The sequence below is a fragment of the Caenimonas soli genome (assembly GCF_013155545.1).
GTDB lineage: Bacteria > Pseudomonadota > Gammaproteobacteria > Burkholderiales > Burkholderiaceae_C > Ramlibacter > Ramlibacter soli.
In genome coordinates, this window is the sequence record NZ_JABJVV010000042.1 from 1 (window position 1) to 2,395 (window position 2,395).

General features: G+C 66.2%; 3 protein-coding genes. All 3 read right to left on the reverse strand.

The window, feature by feature from the left end:
• Positions 1–40: 40 nt before the first annotated feature.
• The 3 genes from tnpC to tnpA all read right to left on the reverse strand — a co-directional run bounded on the left by tnpC (position 41) and on the right by tnpA (position 2,322).
• Positions 41–1,567, reverse strand: a complete 1,527-nt coding sequence (gene tnpC, locus HNE04_RS27765) for an IS66 family transposase (protein WP_172227124.1) — start codon at positions 1,565–1,567, stop codon at positions 41–43.
• A gap of 66 nt (positions 1,568–1,633) precedes the next feature.
• Entirely contained in the window at positions 1,634–1,966 is a 333-nt protein-coding gene (gene tnpB, locus HNE04_RS27770) for an IS66 family insertion sequence element accessory protein TnpB (RefSeq protein WP_207717757.1), read from the reverse strand.
• A complete protein-coding gene (tnpA, locus tag HNE04_RS27775) occupies positions 1,963–2,322 on the reverse strand; it encodes an IS66-like element accessory protein TnpA (protein WP_172227121.1) in 360 nt (119 codons plus the stop codon). Before tnpA ends, tnpB begins: the two co-directional genes overlap by 4 nt.
• Positions 2,323–2,395 lie beyond the last annotated feature (73 nt).

The following is a 2,395-nucleotide window of genomic DNA, read 5'->3' on the forward strand; positions in this document are numbered from 1 at the left end:
GTAAGCACGCGGTGATCCCGTCTTGACGACGGCCGCGGTATCAGATTGCCGCCGAAGCCGGCTGCCATCTGTGCGGCAGCAGTTCGTCGATGCGGCTGGCCGGTTGGGTGGGCAACCGTTCAAGGACGTCGCGCAGGTAGGCGTAGGGGTCGTGTCCATTGAGCCGCGCCGAGTGCACCAGGCTCATGATCGCCGCGGCGCGCTGGCCCGCGCGAAGCGATCCGGCGAACAGCCAGTTCTTCCTGCCTGTGGCGATGGGCCGGATCTGGTTCTCCACCCAGTTGTTGTCGGCGGGCAGATCGCCCTCGTCGATGTAGCGTGTCAGCGCTGTCCAGCGGTTCAGGCTGTAGTCGATTGCCTTGATCGTGGCCGACCCCTCGGGCACCTTCAGGCGCTGCTGCGTGAGCCACAGGTGTAGCGCATCGGCCACCGGGCGGCTTTGTTCTTGCCGTATTCGTTTTCGCTCGGGGACACCCAGTTCACGTACTTCGCGCTCGATGTCATACAGCTGTATGAAGAATTTCAGCGCCTGCTCGCCGATCGTGCTGTGGTGATTGACCCACAGCTCGTGGAACTTGCGCCGCGCGTGCGCCAGGCAGCCCGCCTCGGTCACGCCCATCTCGAAGCAGGCCTTGTAGCCGCTAAAGTCGTCGCATACCAGCTTGCCATGCCAGCCGCTTTCCCCGGGCAGGCCCAGGAAGGCGCGGGCATGCTGGCCGCCGCGGCTGTCGGCGAAGTCGAACACCACGGCGCGGGTCGGGTTGTAGCTGGTGGTGCAGTAGCTCCACAAGTAGGCGCGATGGGTCTTGCGGTTGCCCGGCTTGAGCATCGCCACTGGCGTTTCGTCGGCGTGCAGCACGCTGTGCTTGAGCAGCTCGGCGCGCAAGGCGTCGACCAGTGGTTGCAACTGCACGCCGCATTGGCCCACCCACTGCGCCAGCGTCGAGCGGGGCAGCGCCAGGCCGGCGCGACCAAAGATCGCTTCCTGCCGGTACAGCGGCAGGTGATCGGCGTACTTGGCCACCAGCACCTGGGCCAGCAGGCCCGCCGTGGGAAGCCCTTTGTCGATGATGTGCGCGGGCACCGGCGCCTGGATCAGGGTCTCGCACTTTGCGCACACCCATTTGCCGCGGATGTGGCGCTCCACCGTGAACACGCCGGGCTGATAGTCCAGCTTCTCGGCCATGTCCTGGCCGATGCGCTTCAACTGGCACCCGCAGGCGCAGGTGGTGCTGTGCGGCTCGTGATGGATCTCGCGGCGCGGCAGGCTCTCGGGAAGCTGCTGACGCTTGGGCTTTTGCTTGTCCTGTGGGCTGGGCGGCGGCGAGGCTTGCTCGATCTCGGCGGCCAGAGCGGCCAGATCGGTGTCAATGGTTTCGTCCAGCAGGCTCTTCTGCTCGGCGCTGTAGGCTTCGGACTGGGCCGCGAACTTCAGGCGCTTCAAGACCGCCATCTCGTGGGTGAGCTTGTCGATGGTGGTCTGCTTGAACGAGACATCGGCGATCAAGGTGCGCACGACATCGCGCAGTTGCTGCGCGTCGAACTCTTGCAGTTGTGCTTCGTCAATCACAGGAGGCGATGATGCCGATGTGCGCGCACCGATACATCAGCAGTTGTGCCAATTGCGTCGGCCCTACAGCACCGTGATCACGCCCGCCTCGCCAATGCGCTGCCAGGGCAGGCCCAGCACGAGAGCTTCAAGCTGCGAGTGGGTGAGAGCCAGTGTGCCCGCCGCATCCTTGGGCCAGACGAACTTGCCCTGGTTCAGGCGGCGCGCGGCCAGCCACACGCCAATGCCGTCGTGCACAAGCACCTTCATGCGGTTAGCCCGCCGGTTGGCGAACAGGTAGGCATGGTGCGGGCGGGCGGCGCCGAACACGCGCACAACGCGCCCCAAGGCAGTCTCGGTTCCGGCACGCATGTCCAGCGGCTCCACGGCCAGCCAGATCTCTTCGACGCGGATCACTTCAGCAGCGCGCGCAACCACGTCGCGCAGGCATCGGCGGCTTCCGCAGGCCAGGCGATCGCGACGGACGTTGCGCCCTGACGCAGTTCGATGCGGATTGGCGGCACCGCAGCGGCGCCAACAGCCGAGCCCGCGAGCTGCAAAGGCACGAACTCGCCGGCGCCCGCCAGCGCCGGGGCGACAGCCCCGCGCGCGTCTCGGCGCCACGTGTGAATCATGTTGGCATTAAGGCCATGGGCCAGCGCCACCTTGGCTATCGAGGCGCCGGGCTGGCTGCATTCGGCCAGCACTTTCGCCTTGAACTCCGGGGCATACGCGCGCACTCGGGTGCGCTTGGTGGGTTCGCTCGTGTCCATTCCAATCCTCTCGTGGACACGATGCTCGCCGCAGCGGGCTAAGTCGGCAAGGATGGGTTCGCCGGACGCTTAC